The organism is Marinobacterium sp. MBR-109, assembly GCF_040547565.1.
Classification (GTDB): Bacteria; Pseudomonadota; Gammaproteobacteria; order Pseudomonadales; family Balneatricaceae; genus Marinobacterium.
Map to the genome: position 1 here is coordinate 1 of NZ_JBEPPZ010000011.1, position 24,412 is coordinate 24,412.

General features: G+C 56.8%; 21 protein-coding genes and 3 tRNA genes. 14 read left to right on the top strand and 10 right to left on the bottom strand.

Annotated elements, in window-relative coordinates; all coding sequences use genetic code 11:
- A partial coding sequence (locus tag ABIE60_RS13360) for a retention module-containing protein (protein WP_354470023.1) occupies window positions 1–1,763 on the bottom strand: 1,763 nt, incomplete at its 3' end.
- A gap of 217 nt (window positions 1,764–1,980) precedes the next feature.
- Here ABIE60_RS13360 and ABIE60_RS13365 point away from each other — a divergent pair.
- The 7 genes from ABIE60_RS13365 (at window position 1,981) to ABIE60_RS13395 (ending at window position 5,802) form a co-directional block, all read left to right on the top strand.
- Window positions 1,981–2,056, top strand: a tRNA-Asn gene (locus ABIE60_RS13365).
- 24 nt (window positions 2,057–2,080) lie between these two features.
- Window positions 2,081–2,156: transfer RNA gene (locus ABIE60_RS13370), tRNA-Asn, on the top strand.
- 7 nt (window positions 2,157–2,163) lie between these two features.
- Window positions 2,164–2,240, top strand: a tRNA-Pro gene (locus tag ABIE60_RS13375).
- An 83-nt stretch (window positions 2,241–2,323) separates the two neighbouring features.
- Window positions 2,324–3,262 carry an AEC family transporter gene (locus tag ABIE60_RS13380; RefSeq protein ID WP_354470024.1) on the top strand — a complete coding sequence of 313 codons (939 nt, stop codon included), beginning with the start codon at window positions 2,324–2,326 and terminating at the stop codon, window positions 3,260–3,262.
- 68 nt (window positions 3,263–3,330) lie between these two features.
- The gene (locus ABIE60_RS13385; protein WP_354470025.1) at window positions 3,331–4,572 is read left to right on the top strand and encodes a glycosyltransferase; all 1,242 of its coding nucleotides are present in this window, start codon (window positions 3,331–3,333) and stop codon (window positions 4,570–4,572) included.
- 6 nt (window positions 4,573–4,578) lie between these two features.
- Window positions 4,579–5,352 (top strand): ABC transporter ATP-binding protein, encoded by a 774-nt coding sequence (locus ABIE60_RS13390; protein ID WP_354470026.1) that lies wholly within the window; start codon window positions 4,579–4,581, stop codon window positions 5,350–5,352.
- Between the two features lie 69 nt (window positions 5,353–5,421).
- On the top strand, window positions 5,422–5,802 hold the full coding sequence (locus tag ABIE60_RS13395) for a rhodanese-like domain-containing protein (protein WP_354470027.1): 381 nt from the start codon (window positions 5,422–5,424) through the stop codon (window positions 5,800–5,802).
- Here the strand turns inward: ABIE60_RS13395 and ABIE60_RS13400 are convergent.
- Window positions 5,774–6,721, bottom strand: coding sequence for a LysR family transcriptional regulator (locus ABIE60_RS13400; RefSeq protein ID WP_354470028.1), 948 nt, complete (start codon window positions 6,719–6,721; stop codon window positions 5,774–5,776). The two genes, ABIE60_RS13395 and ABIE60_RS13400, sit on opposite strands and share 29 nt — an antisense overlap.
- 125 nt (window positions 6,722–6,846) lie before the next feature.
- On the opposite strand from ABIE60_RS13400, the gene ABIE60_RS13405 reads away from it, so the two are divergent.
- The 3 genes from ABIE60_RS13405 (at window position 6,847) to ABIE60_RS13415 (ending at window position 11,918) form a co-directional block, all read left to right on the top strand.
- Entirely contained in the window at window positions 6,847–7,785 is a 939-nt protein-coding gene (locus ABIE60_RS13405) for a sodium-dependent bicarbonate transport family permease (protein WP_354470029.1), read from the top strand.
- 63 nt (window positions 7,786–7,848) lie between these two features.
- A complete protein-coding gene (locus ABIE60_RS13410) occupies window positions 7,849–8,937 on the top strand; it encodes a response regulator (protein ID WP_354470030.1) in 1,089 nt (362 codons plus the stop codon).
- Complete coding sequence (locus ABIE60_RS13415) at window positions 8,934–11,918, top strand: ATP-binding protein (RefSeq protein ID WP_354470031.1); 2,985 nt, start codon at window positions 8,934–8,936, stop codon at window positions 11,916–11,918. Before ABIE60_RS13410 ends, ABIE60_RS13415 begins: the two co-directional genes overlap by 4 nt.
- A 6-nt stretch (window positions 11,919–11,924) precedes the next feature.
- On the opposite strand, the gene ABIE60_RS13420 is transcribed toward ABIE60_RS13415, so the two are convergent.
- Both ABIE60_RS13420 and ABIE60_RS13425 read right to left on the bottom strand, forming a co-directional pair.
- Window positions 11,925–13,220 carry a M18 family aminopeptidase gene (locus ABIE60_RS13420; protein WP_354470032.1) on the bottom strand — a complete coding sequence of 432 codons (1,296 nt, stop codon included), beginning with the start codon at window positions 13,218–13,220 and terminating at the stop codon, window positions 11,925–11,927.
- Entirely contained in the window at window positions 13,217–13,741 is a 525-nt protein-coding gene (locus ABIE60_RS13425) for an FKBP-type peptidyl-prolyl cis-trans isomerase (protein WP_354470033.1), read from the bottom strand. The genes ABIE60_RS13420 and ABIE60_RS13425 overlap by 4 nt, the downstream gene beginning before the upstream one ends.
- A gap of 194 nt (window positions 13,742–13,935) precedes the next feature.
- Here ABIE60_RS13425 and ABIE60_RS13430 point away from each other — a divergent pair, with 194 nt between their 5' ends.
- The 3 genes from ABIE60_RS13430 (at window position 13,936) to rpsA (ending at window position 18,703) form a co-directional block, all read left to right on the top strand.
- A complete protein-coding gene (locus ABIE60_RS13430; protein ID WP_354470034.1) occupies window positions 13,936–16,032 on the top strand; it encodes a carboxy terminal-processing peptidase in 2,097 nt (698 codons plus the stop codon).
- A 4-nt stretch (window positions 16,033–16,036) separates the two neighbouring features.
- Window positions 16,037–16,828 (top strand): hypothetical protein, encoded by a 792-nt coding sequence (locus tag ABIE60_RS13435; RefSeq protein ID WP_354470035.1) that lies wholly within the window; start codon window positions 16,037–16,039, stop codon window positions 16,826–16,828.
- A gap of 192 nt (window positions 16,829–17,020) precedes the next feature.
- Complete coding sequence (gene rpsA / locus ABIE60_RS13440) at window positions 17,021–18,703, top strand: 30S ribosomal protein S1 (protein WP_206835201.1); 1,683 nt, start codon at window positions 17,021–17,023, stop codon at window positions 18,701–18,703.
- Between the two features lie 109 nt (window positions 18,704–18,812).
- On the opposite strand, the gene ABIE60_RS13445 is transcribed toward rpsA, so the two are convergent.
- Genes ABIE60_RS13445 through dnaX form a run of 6 tightly spaced genes read right to left on the bottom strand, consistent with a single transcriptional unit; the run spans window position 18,813 to window position 23,580 of the window.
- The gene (locus tag ABIE60_RS13445; protein ID WP_354470036.1) at window positions 18,813–19,259 is read right to left on the bottom strand and encodes a YcgN family cysteine cluster protein; all 447 of its coding nucleotides are present in this window, start codon (window positions 19,257–19,259) and stop codon (window positions 18,813–18,815) included.
- Window positions 19,260–19,261: 2 nt separating this feature from the next.
- Window positions 19,262–19,552: a YcgL domain-containing protein gene (locus ABIE60_RS13450; protein ID WP_354470037.1), complete on the bottom strand. Its 291-nt coding sequence runs from the start codon at window positions 19,550–19,552 to the stop codon at window positions 19,262–19,264.
- Between the two features lie 2 nt (window positions 19,553–19,554).
- A complete protein-coding gene (gene rnd / locus ABIE60_RS13455; RefSeq protein WP_354470038.1) occupies window positions 19,555–20,736 on the bottom strand; it encodes a ribonuclease D in 1,182 nt (393 codons plus the stop codon).
- On the bottom strand, window positions 20,729–21,343 hold the full coding sequence (gene recR / locus ABIE60_RS13460) for a recombination mediator RecR (protein ID WP_354470039.1): 615 nt from the start codon (window positions 21,341–21,343) through the stop codon (window positions 20,729–20,731). The genes rnd and recR overlap by 8 nt, the downstream gene beginning before the upstream one ends.
- Before the next feature lie 2 nt (window positions 21,344–21,345).
- Window positions 21,346–21,672 (bottom strand): YbaB/EbfC family nucleoid-associated protein, encoded by a 327-nt coding sequence (locus ABIE60_RS13465; RefSeq protein WP_354470040.1) that lies wholly within the window; start codon window positions 21,670–21,672, stop codon window positions 21,346–21,348.
- 21 nt (window positions 21,673–21,693) lie between these two features.
- Window positions 21,694–23,580, bottom strand: coding sequence for a DNA polymerase III subunit gamma/tau (dnaX, locus tag ABIE60_RS13470; protein ID WP_354470041.1), 1,887 nt, complete (start codon window positions 23,578–23,580; stop codon window positions 21,694–21,696).
- Window positions 23,581–23,765: 185 nt separating this feature from the next.
- Between dnaX and ABIE60_RS13475 the strand changes: the two genes are divergently transcribed.
- Window positions 23,766–24,257 (top strand): Lrp/AsnC ligand binding domain-containing protein, encoded by a 492-nt coding sequence (locus ABIE60_RS13475; protein ID WP_354470042.1) that lies wholly within the window; start codon window positions 23,766–23,768, stop codon window positions 24,255–24,257.
- Window positions 24,258–24,412 lie beyond the last annotated feature (155 nt).

Here is a 24,412-nt window from a genome sequence, read left to right on the forward strand (position 1 = left end):
CCGGCATCGCTTTCTGTTGCCGGAGTGCCGATCTGCAGATACGGGTTGTTGGTCAGGGTGAACTCAAGGTCAGCAAAGGCCGTATCCGGATCGCTGCCGGTATAGGTGAAGGCAACATCACCCACGGCGGCTTCGCCTTCGGTGAAGCTGTTGGCTGCCACCACATCGACTTGAGGACCATCAGCCTCGCCCTTGATCGTAATAGACAGTGTTGCTGTTTGTGGTTCGTTGTAGCCATCAGTAATTGTATACGTGAACTGATCGCTCAAAGTTTCACCCTCATCCAGCCCTTGAACGGCATCGCTGGAGTTATCGGTCAGTTCGTACGTGTAACTGCCATCTGCAGCAATAGTCAAAGTGCCATAAGAGCCAACCAAAACGGCACCCGCTGCAACCGTATCGGTACCATTGCTGAAAACGGTTACTACAGGCGTATCGCCATCTTCATCAGTATCAGCAACGTCACCAGCCGAAGCACCAGCCCCACCAATAACGTTGCCGGAAACAGAAACCAGCTCCTGCTGACCAGAAAAATCATCTTCGGTTACCGAGTTAACATCATCTCGTGCCACCGGCGTCGTATCGTCATCAAAAATGGTGATAGTGCCGCTGCTGGCATCAGGATTAATGGTAGCGTTTTCAGCACTCAACAACTGAATACCAAGGTTCTCGGTATCGGCCTCGTCAAGCTTGTCCTGCACAATGTAAACAGTAACGGGAAAGCTAGTCTCGCCGGCCGGAATAGTAACTGTATACGTGTGATCCGGACTTGGCCCATCAAGCCAGTCCTCGCCGTGAACAGCAGTACCACCATTCAACTGGTAGGTGATGGTTACGTCCTGATCGTACACCTTATCCAGCACCAGATTGAATGTGACCTGTTTGAGGTTTTCAACGTCGGAGCCTTCCAGAATACTGACGCTGTTGCCACTGACAAGAATCGGATACGCCTCATTGGGCACTTCTGGCACATTGGGGTCATCAGGATTTGTGGGCGTTTCGACTTCAACTTCCACCTCAACCGTTACTACAGGAGGAACTTCCGGCTCGTCCGCCAGTAACACCGGCTCTTCCCCTTCCGGGGTCAACACGGTCGAAGACAGCCCAATCGTGTCATATCCTGCCTCGGGAGTTGTTTCAGCACCGGTACGCTGCAGCGTTACAAAGTCGGCGCCTTCATTACCGGCACCAGGTGCTCCGGCAGCGGGGGCACCGGCAGCAGTAGGCTCAAGAATCTCGGTAGGGTCCTGACCGGCCAGAATCGCCTGCTGCAGGGCAGTTACATCTGCAGTAGCTGAATCGACATCGAACTGGTCAACCGGGGTATAGGTATCAAGGCTGACCAACCAGCTTTGTCCGCCCTGAAGGGTTACCGGCTCGCCGGTTTGCATGGCAATTTCGACGCGTGCGTCCGGGCCTGTGCGAATTACTTCATCGGCCAGAATCACGTCACCCGCCATCAGTACTCGCTCGGTACCATCAGCGGCCATGGCCACCACCTGGCCTGATACCATCGAAACAGTACCCACTGCGCCTTCAGCAGCGGGAAGTGAAGCCGCATCGGCCACCCAACTGTCACCGTTGCCAATGCTGACCAGCTCGCCACCGTCCATTGAAATTTCGATACGTGCATCCGGCGAAGTCCGTACGACCTCATCCGACATGACCTGATCACCCAAGGCCAACACACGTTCGGTGCCATCTGCTGCAACGGCAACGACCTGACCCTGAATGAATGATACTGAACCAATTGATGTACTCATGACCGCAACCCTGTCTTTTGTTTTGATTGCCTACAAATAAAGACCTATTACGCACAATGGGCAACTGTACTGGAGTACAGTCTGCTTGAAACTCTTGTTTCAGATCAGCCAAATCCCCTTCTGACATTAGGGTATTGATACAACAGGAAAATAATTAACACCAAAGCTTGACGCTACAGGACCTCATCACTAATATACGCCCCCACAGTTCAGGTGTTCCTCGATAGCTCAGTTGGTAGAGCAGTAGACTGTTAATCTATTGGTCGCTGGTTCGAGTCCAGCTCGAGGAGCCAACCTCCTGATCTGTAAATCGGTTTTCCTCGATAGCTCAGTTGGTAGAGCAGTAGACTGTTAATCTATTGGTCGCTGGTTCGAGTCCAGCTCGAGGAGCCACCGAAGTCGGAGTGTAGCGCAGTTTGGTAGCGCATCTGGTTTGGGACCAGAGGGTCGGGGGTTCGAATCCCTCCACTCCGACCATCCTTCATTTATCCCGTTTTCCCCACATATCACCGTCACGATAAATCTGTATACTGGCCGCCTCTTATGGAGGAGCCGATACCATGACGGACGTTTTATCCATTACCGCACCGATTTTCATCATCATTGGCTTCGGCTATCTGGCGGTCAAATCCGGCCTGATGCCTCAGGAAGCAATGCCCTTGCTGGGGCGATTCGTACTCTACTTTACGTTGCCCGCCCTGATTTTCGGTACCCTGTCACAGATGCAGGTAAGCGAAGTCATCCAGTTCGACTTCCTGACCATTTATGCCCTTGGCTCCCTTGGTGCATTGCTGGGCGGTATCGCCCTCAACCGGCTTTTTTTCAGGGTCGACCTGGCCGAGGCCAGTGTTCGCGGCATGGGGATGTCAGCATCCAACAGCGCCTTTATTGGCTACCCCGTGTTGCTGCAAGTATTCGGTTCAGCCCCCACCCAGCCCTTCACCATGGCACTGCTGGTCGAAAACATCCTGATTTTGCCGCTGGCCCTTATTCTGATCGAGTACGGCAAGCGTGACGCCGGTACTGGCGAGCCCTTGCTGCAGGTTTGGCGCCGCATCTTCATGCGCATTCTGCGCAGCCCCCTGATCATTGCCATTCTGGCCGGCTTGATCTGTGCCAGCCTGCAGCTGCCGGTACCGTCAGCACTGGACCGCAGCCTGGAGATGCTCGCCATGGCTTCAGTAGGCACGGCGCTGTTTGTAATCGGCGGCTCTCTGGTCGGTACGCGCGTCAATGACAGCCTTGGCAGCATCAGCCTGGTCGCTGCAGGCAAACTGTTACTGCACCCGTTGCTGATGCTGTTGCTGGTTATGCTGTGGAGCGACTTTGACCCGCAGCTTGAAAAGGCCGTCATACTCGCCGCAGCCATGCCGATGCTGAGTGTATTCCCGATCATAGGCGGCAACTACGGGTATGGTCGCCAGTGTGCCGGTATGTTGCTGGTCACCACCGCATTTTCCTTTATTACCCTGACACTCATTCTGGCGCTGATGGGGTAGCGGCTTCATCCAGTGGTAATATGGGCACTCACATCCAGTTCGATCGTTGCACAGGTGTTTGATTGCCCATGAATGTTCTTGTAATCGGCTATGTCTGGCCTGAGCCCGCTTCCAGTGCCGCAGGCTACCGCATGCTGGCCCTGCTTGATGCCTTCCGGGGTCAGGGCTGGACAGTGACCTTTGCCAGCCCTGCCGAAAAAAGCATCCACCGCGCAAACTTGCCCGCTCGCGGTATCAACGAAGTCAATATCGCGCTGAACTGCTCCAGCTTTGATGATTTCATCCGTGCACTGCAGCCCGACCTGGTTATGTTTGATCGCTTCATGATGGAGGAGCAGTTCGGCTGGCGGGTGGAAAAACATTGCCCCGAGGCCATTCGCCTGCTGGATACCGAAGACCTTTCCTGCCTGCGTCATGCGCGTCATCAGGCCTGCAAACACAGCGGCGAAGTCAGCCTGACGGTCGGCCCTGCCCTGCTGTTCTCGGATCATGCCAAACGCGAGGTCGCCGCCATTTTGCGCAGCGATCTGACCCTTATGATTTCCCGGGCCGAAATCGACCTGCTGACCTCAGCGTTCAAGGTCGACCCTGCTTTGCTGCACTACAGCCCTTTCATGCTGCCACCACTGAACAGACAGACGACAGAACAGCTGCCGACATTCGAGCAGCGCGAACACTTCCTGGCCATCGGCAACTTCCGTCACGCCCCTAATTGGGATGCCGTCCTGTGGCTGAAACAATCCATCTGGCCACTTGTTAGACAACAGTTACCGCAGGCAGAACTGCATATATACGGCGCCTACCCTCCCCCCAAGGCAACGGCACTGCACAACCCGACACAGGGCTTTCTGGTAAAGGGCTGGGCAGAAGACGCCCACGAAGTGATGCGCAAGGCGCGAATCAACCTGGCACCGCTGCGCTTTGGCGCCGGCCTGAAAGGCAAGCTGGTAGACGCACTGGCCTGCGGCACACCTTCCGTGACCACCTCCGTGGGTGCCGAAGGAATGGCTGATACCGACACCTGGCCAGCCCCCGTTGCAGATGATGCCGAAGCTTTTTCGACAGCCGCCGTTGCACTACATCAGAACGCCATACAATGGAGGGAGTGCCAGCAGCAGGGCTTTGAGCTACACGACCGCCATTTTCAGTTCCAGCGCCACGCCGATGCGCTGATATCACGCCTTCACCTACTCAGAGCCGACCTTGAACAACACCGACTGGACAACTTTACCGGTGCCATGCTGCGTCACCACACTCTGAAAAGCACGCAATATATGGCACAGTGGATCGAAGCCAAGCAGCGCAAGTGAGCCCGCATGATTGATATTCAGGATGTAACCGTTTACCAGCAACAGACACCTGTACTGCAGCACTTTTCCCTGCAGGTGGGGCGCGGCGAGCGCGTTGCCATTCTCGGCCCGAACGGAGCCGGCAAGAGCACGCTGCTGAAACTGATCAGCCGTGAACTGTACCCCGTGGTGCGCGACGGCAGCCATGTGCGGCTCTATGGCAGCGAAAGCGTCAACCTGTGGGAGCTGCGCAGCCGTATCGGTTTCGTCTCGCATGAATTGCAGGAAGATTACACGCCCTATACCCGTGCACTGGATGTCATCCTGTCCGGGTTGTTCGGCGCGATCGGGCAGCATGATCATCTGCAGGCTACTGCAGAACAGCGTCAGAGAGCCATCGACCTGTTACAGCAGATCGGACTGATTGACCAGGAGCAGCAGATGTTTCAGCGCCTCTCCACCGGCCAGAAACGTCGGCTGCTGCTGGCCCGGGCACTGATTCATCAGCCCGAAGCCCTGATTCTGGACGAGCCCGCGAACGGCCTCGACATGGGCGCTGCAGCACTGATGCTGAGGCAGATGCGGCAATTTTGCCAGCAAAATGACTCCATGCTGATCGCAACCCACCATGTGGACGAGATTATTCCTGAAATTGAGCGTGTGGTATTACTGTCACAAGGCGCCGTGGTTGCGGACGGCCCCAAGGAGGAGGTACTGACTGGCGCCAATCTGTCAGTGCTGTACCAAACGCCACTGGAAATCAGCGAACAAAATGGCTGGTACCGGCTTTGGCATTGTTGATCGCAACATGTATTATTTAAATCTAATATAAATAGTATCTCATTGCGAAACCCGACTCAGGAGCCCTGCATGAAAACTGCCCATGATTTGGTAATGGCCGCCAAGGAAAGTATCACCGAAGTCAGCGTCGAACATGCTGACGAAACCATTAGAGCCGCCGATCTTCTGGTTGATGTGCGCGAGCCGGATGAATACCAGAGCGGCCACCTTTCAGGTGCCGTCAACATTCCGCGCGGTTTGCTGGAATTCAAGTTCAGCAACGACGAGTCGCTCAACGCTCGCGATCTCAATATCGTCATCTATTGCAAGAACAGCGGTCGCGCTGCCCTCAGCGCCAAAAGTCTGGCCGAGATGGGATACCTGCACGTTACCTCCATCACCGGTGGCATTGAGGCCTGGCAGGCCGCTGACAAACCCGTTGTTACGCCCACTCTTCCCGAGTTTGACTGAACAGCCGCTCGATCTCGTTGCAGACGTACTCTGCCGGCAACCACTGCTCCAGTGAGCCGGCAGCATAATCGAGAAACCCCCGCGCAGCGTGGGGCACGCGTCGATCACGTCGAATAATGAAATGCCAGTGACTGTCGAGCGGAAACTGCTGCAACGGCAACACCTCAATGCCCGGGTGCTGAAGCGGCAGCACATGACGTGACACCACCGCGAGCCCCATGCCTGAGGCGACACCCACGCGAATCGCTTCATTACTGGCCATCTGCAGCGTATCGGATAACTGCACGCCCTGCGCATGCAGCCAGCTCTCAAACAGCATACGAGTGGCCGAGCCGGGTTCACGCAACAGGAACCGCTCATGCTTGAGATCATGAATGGACAACCGTTCCTTTTGCGCCAGCGGATGCTGTTGCGGGGCAATCATGACCAGTGGATTGCGCAGAAACCGTGCAGCAACAGCCTGCTCCAGTGCTGGCGGATGACTGAACACATAGACATCATCCAGCTGTTGCTCAAAACGCTGCAGCAATTGCTGACGGTTACCGATCTCAAGTGTCAATTCGACCTCTGGAAACGCCTGACTGTAAGGGCCAAGCAAACGCGGCAGCACATACTGTGCCGTGTTCACCAGTGCAATACTGAAACGCCCGCGATACCCACCTCTAAGCTCTGCCAGGTAATCGGCAAAATCCTCAAATCGACCGGTGACATCCTGAGCTGATCGGTATAATTCACGCCCCACATCGGTCAGCTCCAACCCCTTGTTACCCGCCCTCAACAAGGGCTCACCCACCGTTTCAGTCAGCCTTTTAAGTTGCTGGGACACCGTCGGCTGACTAAGGTGAAGCTGCTGAGCTGCCGCCGTCACCGAGCCGGTGCGCACAACAGCCACGTATACTTCCAGCAGTCGAAACGTCAAATGCCTGAGCCGCACGAATACACCTATGTATAGATAATTATCTATACATAGTTCACCAAGAATTAATTAGATTCAATACTCTTTCAACGGCACAATTCGCGCCAGATTCAGATACGGAGCCAATCATGCCTGATATTGTTGTGATGTTTTTTCTGCTCGGCGTCGTCGCCGGGCTGGTCAAATCCGACCTGACCATTCCCAAGGCCGCCTACGACACCCTCAGCCTGCTGCTGATGCTGACCATCGGCCTCAAGGGCGGCATGGGTCTGCACGGCAATCTCAGCTGGCAGCTGGTACCGGAGATGCTGTTGATTATGATCATCGGCGCCCTCATCCCGCTGCTGCTATTTCCGCTGCTTCGCAGGCTGATCGGTCTGTCGCTGGCCGACAGTGCCAGCATCAGCGCACATTACGGCTCGGTAAGTGCCGGTACCTTTGCCGTCGCGCTGGCCTTTGCCGAAACCCATCAGCTCCTGATCGGCCCGGAGGTTACACTCTACCTGGTACTGCTTGAGCTGCCCGCGATCATGGTGGGCCTGGCGCTGTATCGCAAGTTTGCCGCCGACAGCAACACCGGCTCACGCATCAGCCTGCTGCATGAGACTCTGACCAACCGAGGTGTCATCCTGCTGGCCGGTGGCGTGATCATCGGTTACCTCTATGGCCCGATGGAAGGTGCCTCGGTGACGGACCTGTTCACCAATGCCTTCAAGGCAGTGCTGGCGCTGTTCCTGCTGGAAATGGGTCTTACGGCAGCCGAAACCCTGCGCCCGATTCCGCTTAAGCACTGGCGCCTGCTTGCCTTTGCCTGCTGCGCACCGCTGCTGCTGTCACTGTTTGGTCTTGGCGCAGCCGTAGCGCTTGAACTGCCGGCCGGCAGCGCGCTGATCCTGGCCAGCCTGACCGCCAGTGCATCCTACATCGCCGCGCCGGCAGCCATTCGAGCCGCCATTCCAGACGCCAATATCGGCCTGGCCATGCTGGCATCGCTGGGCTTCACCTTCCCGTTCAACGTGATTATCGGTATCCCTCTGTACCACCAGATGAGTCTGGCGCTGCTGTGATATACAACCCGGGAGATCTGTGCAATGCTCTGACTCTGAAGGCAATCTTCCCAAGAGACAGACATGAAGGCTCTCTCAGCGCTCAAGGTGCTGGTCGTTGACGACCAGCCCATCATCGATGAGTTCTGCCGCAAGGTGCTTGAGCATCTGGGCTGTGAACAGGTGTTCTCGGCGCTGAGTGGTCGCGAGGCGATCGAGATCCTGACCCGAGAGCCCGCCATCGACTTGATCCTCACCGATATCGACATGCAGCCCGGCAACGGCCTGGAGCTGCTGCAGGCGATCCGTTGCGGCGATATTGCCGAGGTGCCACGCGACCTCTGTGTATTGATGTTCACCGATTACAACTATCGCAACAATGTGATGAATGCGGTGGGACTGGACTGTAACGGCTTCGTCAGCAAACCGCTCAGCGTGGCATTACTCAGTGACAAGATTGATGCAGCCCGGCGCCGAAAAATCACCCTGGCGGATACCAATGTTTACCGCTCCATTCCCACGGGCGTCAATACGGCTGTAGGCGTCAACAAGCCCGCCAATGGCCGTTTGCACCCCAGGCAGCCCACTGCTCAGACCGGCACACCTTCCACCTCCCGCACGCCGGCCCATGAACAGCCAGCCGCGGAACCTGCAACCCGGATTCAACCGACGCCCGAGCCAACAATACCGGCCAGCCCTGAAACAAATGCCCCGGACACACAGATACCACCTGAGCAAAACGATACCGACAGGCTCAGGCAGGCGCTTTCCGAACTGGTACCGAGCAACAGCAATGACCCCTTTCTGCAGCAGAAACAGCAACAGCTAACCGAAATTCTGCACCAACTGGACGCCATACGCCGTGAAATCAGCTTTGGCAGCGAAGACACAGCTGCACAGATGACCAACGATCTTGAGCAGGTCAGTGCCGAAATGTTCGGTCAGGAATACCAGCATCAGCGTGAGCATCACTTTGACCACCTCTCCGCACATCAGGCAGAGCATGGCATGATTCTTCAGCGCACACAGATGCTGGCCAACAAGATTAGACAGAAAAAGAAATCCAAGGCATTGATGGCACATCAGCAACTGCTGCAGGCCTGGTACCGTCATGTTGCAGGCAAGGACCAGCAGTACGCACGCTATCTGACAACACAAGGGAGACACGGATGACAGACCAAGGCCAAGACTGGCAGTTGATGCTGCTGATCACCAGCCTGACAACTCTGCTGTTCATGCTGACCTCGGCCCTGCTGCTTCGACTTTATCGCAGTTTGCGGCGCGAGCGTGACATCCACGGCGAGCACATGGAGCTGGTATTCGACAACACGGCAGAAGGCATCATGCTGTTGCGTCAGGGCCAAATACTGCGCATCAACCAAAGCGGGGCCAGATTGCTGGGTCAGGACAGTGCAGTGCTCGCCGGCACTTCACTGGCTGACCTGTTTGAGACAGCCGACCCGGCATCCATCAAGGCCCTGCAAGGCAATGACAGCCATCACTTCAGCGAACTCAAGTGCCGCCATAGTGATGGCCGCCAGGTCCTGCTTGAAGGCACCCTGTCCCCCATTCAAACCGAACGCCGCCACAAGCGACACTCGCCGACCGGTGTGCTCATGTTTCGTGATGTCTCTGACCGCCTGAAACAACAGGCACGGGAAGCGCGCAACCATCTGGTTCTGGCAGCGGTATCGCGGGTGAACAACAATTTTCTGCTGTACAAGGACCCGAAGCGACGTTTCGGCGAGCTGCTGGAAACACTCAAGGAGCTGACCAGCTCTCCCATGGGCTTTATCAGCGAACGCATGGAGCAGGATGGCAAACCGTTCATGCGCTGTTATGCCATCACCAATCTGGCCTGGGATCAGTCCTCCCATAACCTGTATGTGGATAACATCGAGCAGGGCATCGACTTCCACAGCCTCGACAACCTGTTCGGGCATACCCTGCTGACCGGCGAAGTGGTCATTTCCAACCACCACGATCCGACCCATCGCGCAGGCTCCTGCCCGGCCGGACACCCGGATCTCGACTCCTTTCTGGGCATTCCGCTCAAGTTCCGCGGCGAAGTACTGGGCATGTACGGCTTGGCAAACCGGGCAGACGCCTACGACCAGGATCTGGTGGAGTGGCTCAGCCCGCTAACGGATGCCATTACCGCCATCATGTACGCCTTCCGCATTGAGCGGGCACAGCGAGAGTCGGAACGGCGCATGCTGCTGGCCCGGGATGAGGCGGAACATGCCAACCGCCTCAAGAGCGATTTTCTGGCCACCATGAGTCATGAAATCCGCACCCCGCTCAATGCGGTCGTCGGCATGCTGGACTCGCTGGAAGCAACGGAGCTGGATAACCATCAGACCGGTTACGTACAGTCAGCGTCCCTTGCCGCCGATACCCTGCTACGGCTGATCAACGATGTACTCGACTTCTCCAAAATCGAGGCGGGCATGCTGACACTGGTGCAGGAGCCGCTCAACCTGTGCGAATCGATCCACTCGGTACTGACCGCCGCGTCCGTCAATGCGGCTGCAAAAGGCCTCGACCTGTATCTGAACTATGGCCCCGATGTTCCCCTGAACATCATCGGCGACCCGGTACGCCTGCACCAGATTCTCAATAACCTGGTCAGCAACGCGATCAAATTTACCGAAACGGGTCATGTCGTACTCAATGTCAGCCAGCGCACTGCCGGGGCTGTAAACGGCACCCACCTGCTGATCAGCGTCGAGGATACAGGCATCGGCATAGACAGCCGTGATCTTCCGATCATCTTTGAGGCCTTCCGTCAGGTTGACCACTCCATCACCCGCCACTACCAGGGTACCGGGCTGGGGCTTGCCATCACCCGCAATCTCGTCACTGCGATGCAGGGTCGCATCGATGTCAAAAGCTCTCCCGGCACCGGCTCGCGCTTCATTGTCGAGCTGCCGCTGCAGCCTGCCAACCCCGTCACGCTGAACAGCCGACTGGCGCAGCTCGATGCGCTGTCTGAGCAGCAACTGCTCTGCGTCACCAATTCACACCAGCTGTTTGAATATCTGTACAACCTGCTCAGCCCACATTTCGACCTGATAGACTGTCATTTCCGACCACTGGAAGAAGAACCCGATACAGGCCGGTACTCCATGCTGCTCGCCGATGATCGCCGCTTCAAACTGGCCCCCGAGAGCCTGCGCAGCTGGATCCAACAGCGGGGTGGGAACGGTGAATTGATCGGCCTGTCAAAGCGCGACCTGGCTCAGGCCTTTATCCCCGTCACCGCTCAGCTGCAGCCACCGCTGTCCCCCCTGCAACTGGTGGATACTCTGAGTCGAATTGTTCAGCCGGAAACAGCGACAGCCACAGCCGATACCACCCCCGCGGAACCGGAGCACACTGCAGAGCCAATAACAGACGGGCTGTCGATCCTGATCGCGGAAGACCATCCGATCAACCAAAAGATGATGGAGATTCTGATGCAGCGTGCCGGTGCGACCTGGCACCTGTGCAGTGATGGACTTGAGGTCATTCAGGCAATGCAGTCAGGTGCACATTTCGACCTGATTTTGATGGACTTGCACATGCCCAACATGGATGGCTATGAAGCTACCCGCAGCATCCGTGATCTGCCCGGCCCCCAAAGGGATATTCCGATTATCGCCGTCACCGCCGACGCACTGGCCGGTGATCGTGAAAAATGCCTGGCCGCCGGCATGAATGACTATTTGGCAAAGCCGGTGCGACTCGCGGATCTGCAAAAGGTGATTGCACGCACCCTGGCGGCACATGCAGCCCCGCCTGCTGATGAACTCAAGCCCAGCGTGCCCGAATGGTTCGACAGTGACAACCTGATTGAGCAGGTCGGTGATGCCGAGTCAGCCGCCTTGCTGGTACGCGAATTTGCAAACACGCTGCGCGCCGAGTTGCAGATTCTGCAGCAGGCATTGGACGCAGACGACCTGGAGGCAGCACGCTCAGCCTCACACCGCGTCAAGGGCAGCGCCCGCACCATCGGCTGTGATCAACTGGCCGCGCAACTGCAACAGGTCGAATCCGCCTGTCGCAGCGAGGACAAGCCCAGTGCCAGCGAGGCCCAGGCCGATATCATGCAACAGCTCCCTGCCCTGCTGGCACAATTGAACAGCTTCAGCGAGGCCAACACCCGGCTTTGACCATGATTACAGCCCAGGCTCTGCCATGAAGCGCTGCAGCACACGGTAAAGCCCGTGTGCATCGGCACTGCCCGCCAGTTCACGGATCGAGTGCATGGCAAACTGGGGCACGCCGACATCCAGCGTGCGCACGCCCAGTTCTCCGGCTGTGATCGGCCCTATGGTACTGCCGCAGGCCATATCGGAGCGCACCACAAAACTCTGCACCGGCACCCCTGCCTGAGCCGCCAGGTGGCGGAAGATTGAGCTGGTTTCGCTGTTGGTCGCGTAGCGCTGGTTGGCATTGATCTTGATAACCGGACCGCGATTGAGCAGCGGGCCGTGGTTATCATCGTGTCTGTCCGCAAAGTTGGGATGCACGCCATGGGCATTATCGGCGGATATCAGCATGGACCGGGCCAGTGCCCGATTGCGGTTATCCACATCCGGCATAAGGCGCTCCAGCCACTGCCCCAGCATCGGCCCCTGCGCCCCACAGGCACTGAGGCTACCCACTTCTTCATGGTCATTACAGACCAGCACCTGCCCGACACCTGAAGCCGGGGCATCGATCAACGCCTGCAGGCCGGTATAGCAACTGAGCAGGTTATCCAGCCGCGCAGAGGCAATGAACTCCTGCTCAAGCCCTATCAGCTCAGCTCCCTGGGTATCATAAAAGCAGAGCTCATAGTCCAGCACCTGAGCCAGGTTATCCGCCCCTTCAGCCATGAGCCAATCGGCCAGCAGCTGGCGGAAATCCGGTTTGTCATCTGACTGCCCCAGCAGTACCGGCAAAAAAGTCTGTGCATTGATGGTGCGGCTGGAGTTGGCTTCTCGATCAAGGTGAATAGCAAGACTCGGCACCACCGCAACCGGCCGACGCAGATCCAGAAGCGCGCTGCACACATCACCATCAACACTGCGATAGGTCACACGCCCGGCCAGCGAAAGATCCCGGTCAAACCAGGGATTGAGCAACACCCCGCCATACACCTCGACACCGAGTTGGAAGTAGCCCTTGCGGTGCAGCTCAGGGTTGGGCTTGACCTTCAGGCAGGGAGAGTCGGTATGCGCTCCGACAAGGCGCCAGCCCTGGGTAACGGCAGCCTCCTGCTCAGGCTGACGCCAGGCAATGATCGAAGACCCGTTGCGGCGGATGAAGTAGCCTTCTCCCGATTCCGGTTGCCAGCGCTCGGCCTCGCTCAACTCGCGAAAACCGGCCTGGAGCAAGCGTTGCACCATCTGCTCCACGGCATGAAACGGCGTGGTCGCCTGATCCAGAAACCGGATCAGATCCTGATTGAATTCAGCCTGCTGTTTCATTGTGTGTCCTCACCCTTGATCACCTCTATCAGCTCCACCCGAAAAATCAGCGTGGAATTGGCCGGAATATCCGGTGACGGGCTGGTGGCACCGTATGCCAGCTCTGGGGGCAGATAGAGCATCGCTTCACCGCCTTCCTGCATCAGCATCAGCCCCTCACGCCAGCCACTGATCACTCGGCTCAGTGGAAAGGTAGCCGGCTTTTCTCGCGCGTATGAGCTGTCGAACACGCCTCCGTCCACCCGCGTACCCTCATAGTGAACAACCACCGTATCGCGCCCGGCTGGTCTGGCCCCGTCCCCCTTGCGCAGATGTTCGATCTGCAGCCCCGACTCGGTCACCTCGACCGCTTCACGTTCACGATTGCTGGCCAGAAACTCGGTTCCGGCCTTGCGCGTTTCATCGTTCAGCGCCTTGTCGATCAGCTCCTGACGAAAGCGTTCCTTTTCCGGGTCTTCACCGCACCCGGCCAGCAGGCCGGCAAACGCCAACGTCACGACCAGAGATTTCCAGATCTGCATCCTCACACTCTCCGTACATACAGGTGTAAAGCAATGATTTTACATTACCCAGCACCATGACTACACTCACAAAGCTGTAGCTGACGGAACTCGGAGCCCAGAGTGCCTGTCACAGAAGGAGCCACCGCCTGATCCAGGATGTTTTCCAGCGGTGGAGTTCAGCTCCAGCCACATGATCCGGAGATCCGCCCCTCATGCTCAAGCTTCATTCTCTGACACTCGTCACGGCACTGACACTCTCGCTGGGCATCGCCCCTGCGCAGGCCAACCTTGCTCCCGAGCCGATCCATACCCAGACGATGCTGGATGTCGTGACATCGCTGCAGCAGGGGCATTACAACCGGGTCGAGATCGACAACCAGCTGTCTGAGGCCGTACTGGAACAGTACTTGGCAACTCTTGACCCTGAGCGCAGCCACTTCCTGGCCAGTGACATTCAACAGTTTGAGCAATGGCGCCATCAGCTCGACGACCAGATTCTGCAGGGTGAAACTCAAGCCGCATTCGAGATATTCAATCTTTATCAAGAACGGCGCCTGCAGCGGCTGGACTACATCATCACCACCCTTGAGAACAAGAGTAACAGCTGGGATTTCAACCGGGACGACGTGCTGGAAGGTGATCGCTCAAAAGCAGAATGGATCAAAACCGAAGCAGAACTGCAGCAGCTCTGGCGCAAGCAGCTGAAAAGCTCACTGCTGAGCCTGAAACTGGCCGACAAGACCACCGAAGAGGCACAGGATGTTCTGCTACGACGTTACCAGAACCAGAAACAGCGCACCGATCAGGCCAAAAGTGATGATGTTTTTGAAAGCTTCGTCAATGCCCTGACGCATGAGTTCGACCCCCATACCCAGTATTTTTCACCACAGGGGTCCGAGAATTTCCAGATCAACATGAGCCTGTCACTGGAGGGCATCGGAGCGGTGCTGCAGTCGGAAAATGACCAGACCAAGGTTGTCCGGCTGGTGCCTGCCGGCCCCGCTGACAAGACCGGTCAGCTGAAGCCCGCTGATGTCATCGTAGGGGTCGGACAGGGTGAAGACGGTGCCATTGAAGATGTGGTGGGTATGCGTCTGGATGATGTCGTCAGCAAGATTCGCGGCCCCAAGGGTACCCTGGTGCGGCTGGAGGTAATCCCCGCCGATGCAGTCGACCGTCAGGCACGCAAGATCGTCAAGATCGAGCGCAACAAGGTGAAACTTGAAGAACAGGCCGCCCGCAAACGAGTTCTGGAGCTGAACCGTGACGGCAGAGAGTTCAAACTGGGCGTCATCGAAATTCCGACCTTCTACATCGACTTTGAAGCCCTTCAGAGCGGCGACCCCGACTATAAAAGTACTACCCGCGACGTGGAGAAACTGATCAAGGAGTTGCGTGAAGAAAAGGTCGACGGGCTGATTGTCGATCTTCGCAACAACGGCGGTGGCTCGCTGCGTGAAGCCAACGAGCTGGTAGGCCTTTTCATCCAGCGCGGCCCCACCGTGCAAATCCGAGATGCCTCCGGCCGCGTTGATATCCTTGGCGACTTCGACCCGAAGGTAGCCTGGGACGGCCCCATGGCGGTTATCGTCAACCGCCTGAGCGCTTCAGCCTCCGAAATCTTTGCCGGTGCCATACAGGATTACAATCGCGGCATTCTTATCGGAAATCGCACCTTTGGCAAGGGTACCGTCCAGACCCTGCAGCCGATCGAACACGGTCAAGTCAAGTTGACCCATGCCAAGTTTTACCGCATCTCCGGCGACAGTACTCAGCACCGAGGTGTAGAGCCGGATATTCGCCTGCCTTCCCTGTATACGGTTGAAGATATTGGTGAAAGCGCACTGGACAAGGCTCTGCCCTGGGATCAGGTACGCCCGGTCCGACATGGCCGCTTCCCCAGCCTGACGCCCTTCATGCAGCAGCTGCTTGAAAGACATCAGGCTCGCACCGAAACTGACCCGGACTTCATCTTCATGCGCAAGCAGGTAGAGCACCTGGAGAAACAGAAGAAAGTCACGCACATCTCACTCAACAAGGACAAGTTGCAGCAGGAGCGCGAGAGCAATGAAAACTGGTTGCTCAGCGTCGAGAACGAGCGCCGAGCAAGCCTTGGTCTGCCGCCGGTGAAGACACTTGCCGAGGTAGATGACACGCTGCCCAAGGATGAACAGGGCCGCCCGATCAATCCCGAGTCAGAAGCGATTCTGGCCGAAAGCGGCGAGGTACTGCTTGACTTGATCGACCTGACTCTGAGCCACACCGCCGCCCTGCCGGACCATATATCGAATCGAAAGGCCGTGGAGTAAACGCATGAAACTGGGCAAGGTGAGTATTCTGCTGTTGGTGCTGGCGCCAATGCTGCTGGCAATCGCCGCGGTCGCAAGCTACTTCGCCTACCAGAAAATGCAGTCCCAGCATGAAGTGAATCTGGCGGATCTGGAGAAGTTCGGCTACGAAATGGTCCCCAGCAATACATACACGGAAAGCACAGGCACCCTGGGCGCTCAGCAACTGCCAGCCACCTTTGCGGAAAAGAAACTCACACCCACAGAGCGCGTAATCCGCGGTCTTATGCAGGACAAGGAGAACCTGCTGGCTGAACAGGATGCTCTAAAGAGCGAAATTGATGCACTTAAACAGCAGATTACTGAGTTGCAGGAATACAAACGCCTGAACCAGCACTTTGCTCCAGAAACCTTCGAAGATGAACTGATCCGCACCAAGGCTCAGCTCAAGGCCATTCTTGCCCGAATGCCTGAGGCTGATCAGTTCAGCAACATCCGCCTTGAAATCATGGCTGCCGCCGGCATGCAGGAGTACCGGCGTTTTGTCAGCGCCAACCGCCTGATGCTGGAACAGCCTCAGCGCGGCAAGATTGTCAGCGACCACCTGCCCGCCTTTGCCTTCTGCGTTGGAAACGCCACAGACCTTGCCGCCAACAGTCGTGCTGAAGAGCGCCTGCTGATCGACTGGTTCAACCAGCCCGACAGCACAGCCCTGCCAACAGCCTTGGCCGAAGATCTGGCCAAACTGCTTCCCGCCTGCCAAAAGCCCCTGCGTGAACAGCTTGAAGCCTCACTTCCCGAGATCATTGCCGGATAAATAGTGAGCAGCCACTGGCAAAAGTCAGCCACCCTCTGTATAATTTTGCAACTTTATATTTTCCCATTTCGCGGACACATCGCCAGCCCAGTGTCCGCCGAGATGGTTATCGCTAACCGACCCTGTATAGCTGGCATACAGGCTGGAAAGCTGCCACACACCTAACCGGCAGCGACAATATAGGATACTTTCATGAGCGAAAGCTTTGCTGATCTGTTTGAAGAATCCCTGCAAGACATTGCCATGACCCCCGGCACCCTCGTTATGGGTGAAGTTGTCGACATCGACAGCGACTGGGTTACAGTCAACGCTGGTCTGAAATCCGAAGCCGTTATCCCCCGTTCACAGTTCCTGAACGACAACAACGAGCTGGAAATTCAGGTTGGTGATTCCGTTAAGGTTGCACTGGAAGCGGTTGAAGACGGCTTCGGTGAAACCCGTCTGTCCCGTGAAAAAGCCAAGCGCGCTGAAGCCTGGGAAGTTCTGCAGAAGAAATTCGACGCAGAAGAGACTGTTAAAGGCTACATCTCCGGCAAGGTCAAGGGCGGCTTCACTGTCAGCATCAACAACATTCAGGGCTTCCTGCCGGGCTCCCTGGTTGATGTTCGTCCGGTGCGTGATGTTGACCACCTGGAAGGCAAAGAGCTTGACTTCAAACTGATCAAGCTGGATCCGAAGCGCAACAACATCGTTGTTTCTCGTCGTGCCGTTCTGCAGGAAGCCAACAGCGCTCAGCGCGAAGAGCTTCTGGCTACCCTGGAAGAGGGTCAGATCGCCAAGGGTTACGTCAAGAACCTCACCAACTACGGTGCGTTCATCGATCTGGGTGGTGTTGACGGCCTGCTGCACATCACTGACATGGCGTGGAAGCGCATCTCTCACCCGAGCGAAATGCTGAACCCGGGCGATGAGATCTCTGTCAAGATCATCAAGTTTGACAAGGAAACCAACCGTATCTCCCTCGGCCTGAAACAGCTGAGCGAAGATCCGTGGGATGACATCAAGGATCGTTACCCGGCCGGCACCAAGGTTGCTGCACGCGTCACCAACCTGACCGACTACGGCTGCTTCGCCTCCATCGAAGATGGTGTTGAAGGTCTGGTACACGTGTCTGAAATGTCCTGGACCAACAAGAACATCCACCCGTCCAAGATCGTTAACATCGGCGACGAAGTGGAAGTGATGATCCTGGACGTTGACGAAGAGCGTCGTCGTATCTCCTTGGGTATCAAGCAGTGCACCATCAACCCGTGGATCTCCTTCTCCGAGCAGCACGCTGCCGGCGACAAGGTCAGCGGCACCATCAAGACCATCACTGACTTCGGTATCTTCGTAGGTCTGGACAACGATCTCGACGGTCTGGTTCACATGTCCGACATCTCCTGGGAAGCCGATCCTGAAACTGCACTGCGTCAGTTCAAGAAAGGTGACGAAGTTGAAGCGGTCATCCTGTCCATCGACGCCGAGAAAGAGCGCATCTCTCTGGGCATCAAGCAGCTGGAAAGCGATCCGTTCGCTGAATACCTGGCCGCTAACGACAAGGGCACCATCGTAACCGGTACCGTGAAGAGCGTTGAGCCGAAAGCCGCTGTTATCGAACTGGCTGAAGGCATCGAAGGTACTCTGAAAGTATCCGAGATCGCTGCCGAGCGTATCGACGACGCCACTACCGCTCTGAAAGTGGGCGAAACTGTTGAAGCCAAGATCACAGCTGTTGACCGTCGCAACCGCGTCATCAACCTGTCGATCCGCGCCAAAGATCAGGCTGAAGAGAAAGCAGCGATCAGTGCAGTTCGCAACCAGGAAGTTGAAGTTCCGGGTCCGACCACTATCGGCGATCTGATCAAGCAGCAGATGGCCAACCAGAACAACTGATTTTCCTCTTCAGTTGCAACACTAAGGGGCGCCGATGGCGCCCCTTTTTTTGTCCAGCTGCCTGAGCAGAACCGAACGGATAACCGACCCTATCGACAAGCGCCGCGGTTCAGTAATCCTCATCCAGTACAAAGTCGATCAACTGATCATCACTGATCTCGTTATCACGCACTTCATATACGCTCAATACCGACGCATTGGCATGAATCACTGACTTGCGCTCACCCGTCAGCAGTGGATGCCAGTCCGGCAACTCCTGACCTTCGTGAATCAGGCGATAACTGCAACTGGGCGGCAGCCAGTCAAAGCTTTCCACATCCTCGGGCTTGAGCTTGATGCAACTGGGCACAAGCTGGCAGCGCTTTTCATATTCGGTGCAATGACAGTCATTCAGATCCAGCAGATGACATACCACCGTGGTGTAGAACACCTCCTGAGTATCTTCATCCTCGACCTTGTGCAGACAACACAGGGCACAACCGTCACAGAGCGACTCCCACTCATGCGGCGTCATCTCTTTAAGGCCCTTGCGGCGCCAGAATACTTCCTGTGCCATGCTCAGCGCACCCCGGTTTGAGGCCAGTCCTTGAACAGATCCAGCAGGTAGTCTTCCTTCGGAGGCGGCATTTGCAGGAAATAGCCCTTCCCGTTGACCTCATCAAGCAGCTTTTCCGTATTCTCGACACGCGCCAGTTTTCGGCCCGGCAGCATCGGCATATCCATTACATGAACCGGTTTACCGAACATCTCCAGCAGGGGCTCAGGCACCCGCGCAAGCTGATCGCGCTTGTCCACGTAGAGATACATCTCATCCTTGCGCGGACTCTTGAAGATACTCAAAATTATCATCATCAACTCGTTTCAAACTGTTCGATTCGGTTCAACAGGGCATCTCCCACCAGCGGCTTACGCCAACCGGATAGAGAAGGCGGCAGATGGTAATGCCCCTCGGCATCACGCGAGCGTATGAGCGCGTCCAGATCTCGCTTGCGCAGCAGTATTTCAGGCAGCAGATCATGCGCATCAGCCGCCTGGCGGCCGATTGCCCGCAATTGCTTGAGCCGCTTGTTCCAGACATAGTGCAACGGCCGATCGATCTCGGCCGGCGGATTGCTCCGGGCCGACTCAGGAGCTGCTGCGATCAGCGCCATGATCGCCTGCCCATACTCACGCATGATCCGACCACGCTTGATAATGGCGTCCAGATGCTGCTCGTTTTGCGGCATGCGCTCCGCAATCTCCAGCAGCATTTCGTTACGCAGCAAGCGGTTACGGGAAACGTCACGTTCACGGCAGGTCTGCTCCCGCCAGGCACTCAGGTCACGCAGCAAGGCACGTCGCACGTCATCCAGATGCCACACCTGACTGAAACGCTGAAAGTAGGCCTGCGGGTCTGCCTCATCAGCCACCATCACGCTGGCACCAATACCTTCGCACTCTTCCATGACCCAGGCCAGGCGCCCGCGCGCCTCAAGCCGCTCTCGCTGCATCAGGGCCAAAACCGGCAGATAGGCCACATCCAGCGCCGCATAGTGTTCCTGCTCAGCCGTCAGTGGGCGCTGCAGCCAGTCAGAGGTGGTCTCACCCTTGCCCAACTCAATATCCAGCGCATACGCCACCATCCGCTGCAGGCCCATACTGAACCCCCAGCCCACAAAGGCGGCCCCCACCTGCGTATCATAGAGCGGTTGCGGCAGTACGCCGTAACTGTGACGGAACAGCTCCATATCTTCATTGCCTGCATGCAGAACCTTGAGCACACTGGGTGCGCGCAGCACTTCTGTCAACGGCGACATATCCTCAACCTGCAGCGGGTCGATCAGATAACAGCACTGCTCATCCGCCACCTGAATCAGACCAGGTATCGGGTAGAAGGTCTCGGTGCGCATGAATTCAGTATCGAGCGCGATCAACGGCAACTGCAGCCACTGCTGACAGTAGCGGGCCAGCGTAGCCGTATCGTTGATCCAGACCGGATTGGCCGCAGCCTGCTCCAGACGGCGCCAGTCATAACGCTGTATCAATTCAGTCATCCTGACTCCGTTTAAGGGAGCGCCGCCCTGCAAAGGCATGTGCCAGCGTACCGCCGTCGACGAACTCAAGCTCGCCCCCGACCGGGACGCCATGGGCGATGCGGGTGATATTTACATTCGAGTCATGCAGCTGTTCGGCGATGAAGTGGGCCGTGGCCTCGCCCTCTACCGTGGGATTGGTCGCCAGTATCAGCTCACGCACCTCTCCACTGTCCACTCGCTCAAACAGCTGCTCAAGCCCCAGATCTTCCGGGCCGACCCCATCAATGGGGGACAGGTGCCCCTTAAGGACAAAATACACACCATTGAACCCTCCCGTCTGCTCTACAGCGATCAGGTCCACCGGCGATTCGAGTACGCAAATCAGCTGATGGTCTCGGCTGTCATCCTCGCAGACAGGGCATAATGTTTCTTCGGACAGGTTACGACAGCGTTGACACTCACCAACCTTTTCAGCCGCCTGCAGCAGAGACTCGGACAAGGTGCGTGCGCCCTCTCGGTCACGTTCCAGCAGATGCAGTGCCATGCGTTGTGCCGACTTGGGCCCAACACCGGGCAGAGCGCGCAGCGACGTTATCAGATTTTGCAATAAGGGACTGAAGCTCATGATCAGAACGGCATTTTGAAGCCCGGTGGCATGCCCATGCCACTGGTGATTTTAGACATCTTGTCCTGAGTATTCTGTTCAACCTTGCGTACGGCGTCATTAACGGCTGCGGCGATCAGATCTTCAAGAATCTCTTTCTCTTCTTCCATGAGACTCTCATCAATCTGAACCGCTTTCACATCATGGCGTCCGTTCATGGTGATGCGGACCAGACCGGCACCGGATTCACCCGTAACTTCAGCACGCGCAATCTCTTCCTGCGCCTTCTGCATGTCTTCCTGCATTTTCTGGGCCTGCTTCATCAGGTTCCCCATGCCACCTTTCATCATGTTCGGATTCCTCTTTTAATATCAGTGTTCCGGGTCCAGCGGGCGGACCGATTCGGTCTCGATCCGCGCGCCAAATTGTTCGATCAACGTCTGTACCAACGGGTCTGTTTCAATTGCCTGAACCGCTTCAGCCTGACGCTCGGCACGCAGTCGTTCAATACGCTGAGCGGGGGTTTCGACTGTCTGCAGCGCCTGCGCAAACTCAACCTGAACCTGCTCACCACGAGCGCCACGCACCGCGGCACGAATGCGCTCGCGGCGATCCTCGTTCAGCAGTGCATCCTGCTCAGGGGTATAGTGGAACAACATGCGGTTGGCATCACCCACTTCCAGCGACAGATTACGCGCCAGGCTTTCCACCATGCCACTGAGCCCCAGTTGCGGCAGCAGGTCACACCAGTCGCCATTGTCTGCAACCGGGCCTGCAACCGGCGTCCTGACCTCCTCCTGCGGAGTCGATGACTGTGAAGTTGGAGTCCGCACCGGGGCCATCGGTTCCGCTTGCGCGGCACTTATCGAAGCGGGCTCCGGCCGGGTATCGGACACCGCAGCCGGATCAGGCTTTTTTGGCGAGTCCTCAGCCAGGTCCGGTGGCAAGTCATCCCACGGGGGTATGTCCTCCGGCATCGGTGCGGAAGGCATCGACTGCCTCTCGGCAGGCGCTTCCGCGCTCGGCTGTGGATCGGCCACTGTGACAGCAGGCGCAGGCGATGTCCGCGGTGCAACAGGCTCGACTGCTTCGGAAGCGGCAACAACGACAGACTCTGGTACAGTTTGAGTACCCGTCGCTGCTGCCGGGCTCAGCCCTGAAAGCGGCTCGCTGCCTGCCGGGCGGAACGCCAGCATGCGCAGCAACGTCATCTCAAGCCCTTCGCGCGGCTCCGGCACCAGAGGCAGATCCTTGCGCCCCATCAGGGCGACCTGATAATACAGCTGAACCTCTTCCGGACGCAGCAGTCTTGCCAGCTCCAGCACCTGCTCGCGATCCCCCAGACTGTTGTCCACGGCAGCCGGCATTACCTGCGCCAGCGCAATACGATGCAGCAGACTGACCATATCACCCAGCACAGTCAGGTAATCGGGTGAAAACTCCGACAGTTCACGCACCGCCTCCAGCACCTGTGCCGGCTGCTGACGGGCGATCTGTTCCAGCATCCGGTACACCAGACGCTGGTCAATGGTGCCCAACATGGTGCGCACATCAGCTTCGCGCACCGTGCCCGCACCAAAGGCAATCGCCTGATCGGTCAGGCTGAGCGCATCACGCATGGAGCCATCAGCTGAACGCGCCAGCAGCCAGAGCGCTGCACTTTCAGACTCAATACCCTCTTCCCCAAGCACAAAACCAAGATGGTTTTGAATACGCTCGGCGGTGAGGTTTTTAAGATTGAACTGGAGGCAACGGGACAGCACCGTCATCGGCAGTTTTTGCGGATCAGTGGTTGCCAGCAGGAACTTCACATGCGGCGGCGGCTCTTCCAGTGTTTTCAACAGCGCATTGAACGAGCTGTTGGACAGCATGTGCACCTCGTCGATCAGGTACACTTTGAACCGCCCATGCGTTGGTGAATACTGCACGTTTTCAAGCAGTTCCCGCGTATCCTCCACCTTGGTACGCGAGGCCGCATCCACTTCTATCAGATCAACGAACCGGCCTTCGGCAATTTCAACACAGGCACTGCATTGGCCACAGGGCTCGGAGGAGATCCCCTGTTCGCAGTTGAGCGACTTGGCAAAAAGGCGCGCGATGGAGGTTTTGCCCACCCCACGAGTACCGGTAAACAGGTAGGCATGATGCAGCCTGTCATCATCCAGCGCATTGACCAGCGCCTTCAGAACATGTTCCTGGCCAACCATTTCCTTGAAACGTCTAGGGCGCCATTTTCGTGCCAGAACCTGATAGCTCATGCTGCCTCATTCATCCGGTCGGTTCATTCATTTATGGGTGCCGATATTACCACGCTTTAATGCTCAACGCCCCTCTGCCAATACGGCTGAACAGACACAGCTGACAGCCATTTATACGTTGCATCATGCCTGAATCAGGTTAAAACTATACCTATACGTCAATCCATAGATGGAATCACCAGACAATGGCACTACAGCAGAAGGTCAAGAAGATCGACCGTATCGACCGCAACATCCTGACGATATTGCAGCAGGAAGGGCGCATCTCCTACACCGAGCTGGCGGATCGAGTTGGACTGTCTACAACACCCTGCATGGAGCGCGTCAAGCGACTGGAGCGGGACGGATTCATCACGGGTTACCACGCCAACGTCAATCCTCAAATGCTGAACTACAACCTGCTGGTATTTGTCGAAATTGCCCTTTCCTACCAGTCACCCGATGCATTCGAGCGCTTCAACCGGGCGGTCAGTACACTACCCTACATTCTGGAGTGCCACCTGGTATCCGGTGATGCCGACTACCTGCTCAAGGCACGCCTGCATGACATGTCACAGTACCGCGAACTGCTGGGTGACATGCTGCTGACGCTGCCCGGCGTGAAAAATTCCAAATCCTATATCGTGATGGAAGAAGTGAAAGAACAGACTCAACTGCCGGTCGATGTCAGTAGTTAATTACTCTGACATAAAACGGTAATACAGAATAAAAAACCTTGTTGAGCGTCAGAAAGCCTCTAATATATTCCATGAAACGCATCCAACAATAACAATACCATCGGAGCGCAACATGACCCGACCCTATCGGCTTGATGCCGGCCCCCACCCTCCAC